This is a genomic window from Edaphobacter sp., assembly GCF_035532915.1.
In the GTDB taxonomy this organism is placed as follows: Bacteria; Acidobacteriota; Terriglobia; order Terriglobales; family Acidobacteriaceae; genus Edaphobacter.
In genome coordinates this window covers 1-5,846 of sequence record NZ_DATKQC010000477.1, presented here as the reverse complement: position 1 = coordinate 5,846, position 5,846 = coordinate 1, and the positions used below count along the sequence as shown (strand labels likewise).

At 59.0% G+C, this 5,846-nt stretch carries 7 protein-coding genes; all 7 read right to left on the bottom strand.

The genetic code is table 11. The annotated features are described in order from the left end of the window. The coding region (locus VMU57_RS22200; protein WP_325387429.1) for a YIP1 family protein at positions 1 to 474 on the bottom strand (474 nt) is incomplete at its 3' end. 306 nt (positions 475 to 780) lie between these two features. Beyond that, positions 781 to 1,272, bottom strand: coding sequence for a biotin/lipoyl-containing protein (locus VMU57_RS22195; RefSeq protein ID WP_325387427.1), 492 nt, complete (start codon positions 1,270 to 1,272; stop codon positions 781 to 783). Beyond that, positions 1,269 to 2,777: an acetyl-CoA carboxylase biotin carboxylase subunit gene (gene accC / locus VMU57_RS22190; RefSeq protein ID WP_325387425.1), complete on the bottom strand. Its 1,509-nt coding sequence runs from the start codon at positions 2,775 to 2,777 to the stop codon at positions 1,269 to 1,271. The genes VMU57_RS22195 and accC overlap by 4 nt, the downstream gene beginning before the upstream one ends. A gap of 107 nt (positions 2,778 to 2,884) precedes the next feature. Continuing rightward, positions 2,885 to 3,703 (bottom strand): hypothetical protein, encoded by an 819-nt coding sequence (locus VMU57_RS22185; RefSeq protein WP_325387423.1) that lies wholly within the window; start codon positions 3,701 to 3,703, stop codon positions 2,885 to 2,887. A 227-nt stretch (positions 3,704 to 3,930) separates the two neighbouring features. After that, positions 3,931 to 4,365 (bottom strand): ExbD/TolR family protein, encoded by a 435-nt coding sequence (locus VMU57_RS22180; protein ID WP_325387421.1) that lies wholly within the window; start codon positions 4,363 to 4,365, stop codon positions 3,931 to 3,933. Positions 4,366 to 4,430: 65 nt separating this feature from the next. Continuing rightward, the gene (locus VMU57_RS22175) at positions 4,431 to 4,877 is read right to left on the bottom strand and encodes an ExbD/TolR family protein (RefSeq protein WP_325387419.1); all 447 of its coding nucleotides are present in this window, start codon (positions 4,875 to 4,877) and stop codon (positions 4,431 to 4,433) included. Positions 4,878 to 5,045: 168 nt separating this feature from the next. Beyond that, positions 5,046 to 5,786: a MotA/TolQ/ExbB proton channel family protein gene (locus VMU57_RS22170; RefSeq protein WP_325387417.1), complete on the bottom strand. Its 741-nt coding sequence runs from the start codon at positions 5,784 to 5,786 to the stop codon at positions 5,046 to 5,048. Positions 5,787 to 5,846 lie beyond the last annotated feature (60 nt).

The window sequence follows — 5,846 nt, the reverse complement described above, 5'->3', positions numbered from 1 at the left end:
CCCGATCAGCAGCTTGGGCAGACTGCAGTACATCCACAGGCAGAACATCTCGCCGAACGTGGTCTGCGCGCCCAGACCGAAGTTAAACGTCGCCCACAGCCCCAGCGCAGCAACCGCCGAAAAGATCAGGATCAGCACAGGAAAGCCATAGGACGTGTACTTGTAGCCGACGCTCATGGCGTGCACCCGGGTTGTTCGCTGCTCCGGCGTCAGGCTGGCCAGCGCGTCCTGCTGCTTGGGACTGGCCTGAATCTGGTTCTCGACCACCCGCTCCCATCCCACCTGCGAGGTAACTGCCAAGGTCACGCCCCACGAGATCACCACGATCAACAGAAACGGAAGCCACCAGCTCCTGCTGCGCAGAATGTCGGTAAATGTCTTTGAGGGGGCGACAAACGTATCGACCACCCTCTCCACCTGGCTCAATCCGGGTCCCGACGCCTGCCCCTCCGCCACAACTACGCCATCGCTCATAAAGGCCGTCCTCAATCCTCAAGATTTTTGTTCGAGGGAATTGTAGCTCCCAAGATCGGATTTGGCATGAAGATTTTGCGGCATTCAGTTGGCCAGAAGTCGTTCTCTTGCTTGATTTGCAACGGAGTCAGCGTTCTTAGAGCCACTTTCTCCCAGGTTAAGATTCCTTGGTTTCAGCGGCAGCTTCCTTGATTTGTCATTCCCGAGCTTTTGTTTGTCATTCCCGAAGGGAATCTGCGTTTTGCTCGAATCCCCCAAAATCACCTCTGAAGGAGAACAGCTAAGCTCATCCTCCACATGGCCGGTTTATTCAACCACCACCAGCACGTCGCCCGCTCCTACCGTATCCCCCACGGCGACGGCTACCCGAACTACCTTTCCGGCCTTGGGCGACTTCAATTCGTTCTGCATCTTCATCGCCTCAATCACGATGACTCCCTGCTGCTCGGCCACCTCGTCTCCTACAACCGTCAGCACCCGGACCACACGCCCCGGCATGGGAGCCTTGACCGCTCGCGGCCCGGCGGCGCCTCTACCAGCGCTACGCCGTCCCTGCAACGAACGAGGGTCGTTCACCTCGAACGCAAATCGCCTGCCGTCGATCAGCACGCTATCTCCATCGAGAACGCAGCGGTACTGCCTGCCCTCGATCACCAGCGACATTATTCCCGGCTGCAACATTCGCGCATTCGCGGCGATGAGTTTGCCATCGACAATGCACTCCATCGCACCGTCGAGGACGCTGGACGGCAGCTCCACTCGGCGCTTTTTTCCCTCCACCTCAAGCCATACGGTCATGGCCGCAACTCCTCCTGCCGTCCTGCGGCGGCCCACTTGCTGGCGGGAGCACTATCGTTCGCCGCTGGCGGTCTCTCCGTGCCCAGCGAGGTCAGCAGCGCCGCCGCGAGCGCCACCACATCCTCAGGAACCGTTGCCTCTTCGACCGGGGCAGCGCCTGCCAGTAGTCGCTCAAGATAGCCAGTGTCGATGCGTGCGGCGCGAAAGTCTGCGTCCTGCAAAATGCGGCGGAACAGACCGATATTCGTTTTAATGCCCCCAATGGCATACTCGCCGAGCGCCCGCAGCATTCGGTCGATGGCCATCTCGCGCGTCTGGGCAAATGCCACCAGCTTGGACAGCATAGGGTCGTATTCGAGCGGCACCGTCCAGCCTGCATAGACACCGCAGTCCTCGCGGATGCCCGGGCCGCCGGGCCGCACCAGTCGCGTAATCAGGCCGGGCGAGGGAAAGAAGTTGTTGTCGGGGTCTTCGGCATAGATGCGGCACTCGATCGCATGGCCGCGCAGGCGCACCTGCTCTTGCTTCATCGCCAGAGGCTCTCCCATGGCGACCCTGATCTGCATCTGCACCAGGTCGAGGCCAGTGACCAACTCGGTGACGGGATGCTCAACCTGAAGACGGGTATTCATCTCGAGGAAGTAGAAGTTCTCGGCACTGTCGACCAGAAACTCCACCGTACCCGCGTTGACGTAGCCCGCGGAGAGCGCCAGCCGCACCGCGGCTTCGCCCATTCGGCGACGGAGGTCTTCGCCCACCACAGCGGATGGAGCCTCCTCAATGACTTTCTGGTGCCGCCGCTGCACCGAGCACTCGCGCTCGCCCAGGTAGAGACAGCCACCGTGCTCATCGGCCATGAGTTGAATCTCGATATGCCGTGGCCGCTCGATGAGCTTCTCTAGATAAACTTCGCCCGATCCAAAGCTGCGCTCGGCCTCGCTGCTGGCCGCCACGTAGGCCGCGGCGAGATCCTCCGGCGCGGACACCGCACGCATCCCCTTGCCGCCGCCGCCGGCGGCAGCCTTCAGCATCACCGGATAGCCGATCTCCGCCGCTACCCTCAATGCTTCCTGCGTAGAGGTAAGCCCAGTGACGCTGCCAGGCACGCGCGGCATCGCCGCCGCATCCGCCGCCTGCCGCGCCTTTGTCTTTGAACCCAACACACGCATGGCGCTCGCGGGTGGCCCGATGAAGATGATTCCCGCCGCGGCACAGGCCTCAGCGAACTCTGCGTTTTCCGAGAGGAAGCCATAGCCGGGATGGATGGCGTCCGCCCCGGACTGCAGCGCGATGTCGAGGATGAGATCGCCGCGCAGATAGCTCTCGGATGCAAGCGCCGGCCCAAGGCAGTACGCCTCGTCGGCATGAAGCACATGCAGCGCGGCACGATCCGCGTCGGAGTAGACGGCCACCGTCCGCAGCCCCATCTCGCGGCAGGCGCGAATCACCCGCAACGCGATCTCGCCGCGGTTCGCAATCAGGACTTTTTGTATGGTCCGCCGCAAGCGGCAATTTTACCCCACCTGGCCCTTGCAGCGGAGAGTGTCTGCAAAGAGAAGAGCCTCCCATAAAGGGAGGCTCTTCTGATGCTTCCGAACGAGGAAGACAGCGACTACATGGTGACGCCACCAGGGGTCTTCGCTTCCTTCTTCTTCTCGTTGATCTTGCGAGCGCCCAACGACTTATTGTTCCAGTCGTCAGCCTCTGCGAGATCGGCCTTGCGTGCCGCATCGTCGCCGCACTCCATCTGCGCCTTGATGCGGTTGGTCAGGTTGAGATAGGACATCGCGTCGTCGTAGGTCGGGTTGAGATCGACGGCCTTATGCAGGTTCTGCAAGCCTTCGGCGACGAGGTCCGTATTCTGGTCCTTCATCTTCTGGCAGGCTTCCTTGCTCTTCTTCACGTTGCCGTTGGCATCGTCGGTGAGACCGTCGGCCGCAAGAATCGTGATCATGTTCTTGTACGACTGCATCCAGTCTATCTGGCCGAGGGTGTAATACGCCTCTGCATTGTTTGGATCGAGAGCAATGATCTTCTTCTCGTACTCCTTCGCAGGCTCAAACCGCTTGATGTTGCGGTTGATCGACGCCATCTGCTTCAACGCGGTCAGGTCGTTCGGGTCCTTCGTGAGGACTGCCTGAAAGCCGTCGAGCGCCTTCTGGGCGATCGCGATATTCTCCGGCGTGTCGAGATTGGGCACTACCTGATAGGAATAAGCGGTGGCGAGATACAGCTTCGCGTCCTCGTAATTCGGGTCGAGCGCGATGGAGTTCTGGAAGTGATTGACAGCTTCTTCGTATTGAGCGTTCTTAAAGGCCTGTACACCCTTGGTGAGCTGGTCGCGTGCCTTCAGGCGGTTGCATCCAGTTACAGAACCAAGCAGCAGCGCCAGCAGAGCTGCAGTAACCGGAATCCGTGCGGTTAATTTCATGGGGTGTATCGTCTCCTTCAAAATAGGCGCGTTGATCTCTGGGACAAAAAATTGATAAATCGAATTCTTCAGCTTGCCCGCTTGATTGTAATGTTATACGCCCCAGCGTGGCTAGAGGACGCATCATTTGTCTTACTAATGTCTTACTAAACACAATTTTGATAGGACAAGCAACGGGCGGTAGCTCCATAGCCACCGCCCGTTGCCCGAGTTTCAGTGCGGGCCGCTCACTGGCCTGCCGCAACTCTTGGCGTAATCATGGCGATTGTCTCGACTCCGGCCTTATGTCCAAAATCGATTACCTCCGCGATCTTCGCGAAGTCCAAATCCTTGTCGCCCTTGACGAACATTACTTTTTCGGCTCGAGCTGCATAAATCTCTTCCAGCTTCGGCTCTAACGCCGCTTTGCTGAAATCAGTGTCATTGATCTTGTACGTCGCGGGAGCCGCGCCATTCGACTGCACCTGAACGACGATCGTCCGGTCGTTGGGCTGGTCCTGCGTCTTGTTCTTGGGCGGCTGAGGTACCTGTGTCTGCAAGCCCCTCGGCGTTACCGGCACAATCACCATGAAGATGATCAGCAACACCAGGAGAACGTCGATAAGCGGGGTTACATTGATCTCGGAAACCGCTCCGCCCGAAGTTCCAGTGCTCATGCTCATAGCAAATCTCCTTGTCTACTCCCGGCTGCCCGATATCTATCGAGTCCGCCGTCCTGCAACGAGCATTACTGGCCCGTCATTACGTTCGTATCAGTATTGGTCTGCTCGGTGAGAAGCCCCAACTGGTTGACCCCTGCTGCCCGGATGCCGTCAATCGCGTCCATGACCTTGCCGTAGTTGGCGCGCTGGTCGGCGCGCATGTAGACCTCTTTGTCGGTCTTGTTCTGGAGCATCGCCGAGATCTTGGTGCCAAGATCGTCGTCGGTAACCTGGTTGGCGCCAAGGAACGTTCTGCCGTCCCGGGTGATGGCCACGGTAATGGCATCTTCCTTGTTGGCGTTTTCCATCACGACGGCCGAGGCGGCGGTCGGCAGGTTCACATTGACCTTGTTGTTCAGCATGGGGGTGATAACCATGAAGATGATCAGCAGCACCAGCATCACGTCCACCATCGGCGTCACGTTGATGTTTGAGTTGACCTTCTTGCCTTCATCCCGCTTATTGATGCTCATAACGTCGGCTCCGTCCGGTGTGTCCGGCTTTGCTATTTCCTTGCGATCCCTGCGGTAGCACTCTGCCCTTCGGACGCCGTTCGCTGGCGGCGTCCGAAGGGCCTCGATTGAGGCGTGATTCTCGCAGGTTTGGTTCTATACAACGAGTTCCTTGCTGGACTGCTTTCTTTACCGGTGGCTCTGCTTGATGAAGTAATCAACCAGTTCGCTGGAGCTGTTGTCCATCTCGACGTCGAACGCTTCCACCTTACCGGTGAAGTAGTTGAACGTCATAACGGCGGGGATGGCGACGAGCAGACCCATGGCGGTCGTAACCAGGGCTTCCGAGATACCGCCGGCGACTGCGCCGATGCCGGAGGTCTTCTGGGTTGCGATCTGCTGGAAGGCGTTCAGGATGCCGACGACGGTTCCGAACAGGCCGATGAACGGCGCTGTCGAACCGATGGTCGCCAGACCGCCGAGACCACGCTTCAGCTTGGCATGAACAATCGCCTCGGAGCGCTCGAGGGCGCGCTTGGAGCTCTCAACCTGCTGCTCGGTGATGTTGCCGCCCGAACCGAAGCTGCGGAACTCCTGCAGGCCAGCCGTGACAACCTCTGCGAGATGGGACTTCTTGGAGCGGTCAGCAACCTTGATCGCCTCGTCGAGACGGCCATCCTTCAACGCGCCGGCAACCTTCGGAGCGAACTCGCGGGACTGCTTGCGAGCTGCCGAGAAGTAGAGAGCGCGATCGATGATGACGGCCAGAGACCAGATCGACATGATGAAAAGGATGATGACGACGCAGCGGGCCAGCCAGCCCATGTTGCCCCAGAGACCGAGAACAGTGAAGCTAACCTGGGCATCCTCGAAAAAGAGACCGAGCGAAGCGGGTACGTGAGCGAAATTTGCGAGATGAGCGAGAATCACTTGGATATTTCCTCCTGGTAGAAATCTATCTTCTGAAGCTTGACCCGTGAATACCCCGAA

Coding starts and splice junctions, on each gene's coding strand:
- VMU57_RS22195 (WP_325387427.1), bottom strand. CDS start 1,272: ATGACCGTATGGCTTGAGGTGGAGGGAAAAAAGCGCCGAGTGGAGCTG.
- VMU57_RS22185 (WP_325387423.1), bottom strand. CDS start 3,703: ATGAAATTAACCGCACGGATTCCGGTTACTGCAGCTCTGCTGGCGCTG.
- VMU57_RS22180 (WP_325387421.1), bottom strand. CDS start 4,365: ATGAGCATGAGCACTGGAACTTCGGGCGGAGCGGTTTCCGAGATCAAT.
- VMU57_RS22175 (WP_325387419.1), bottom strand. CDS start 4,877: ATGAGCATCAATAAGCGGGATGAAGGCAAGAAGGTCAACTCAAACATC.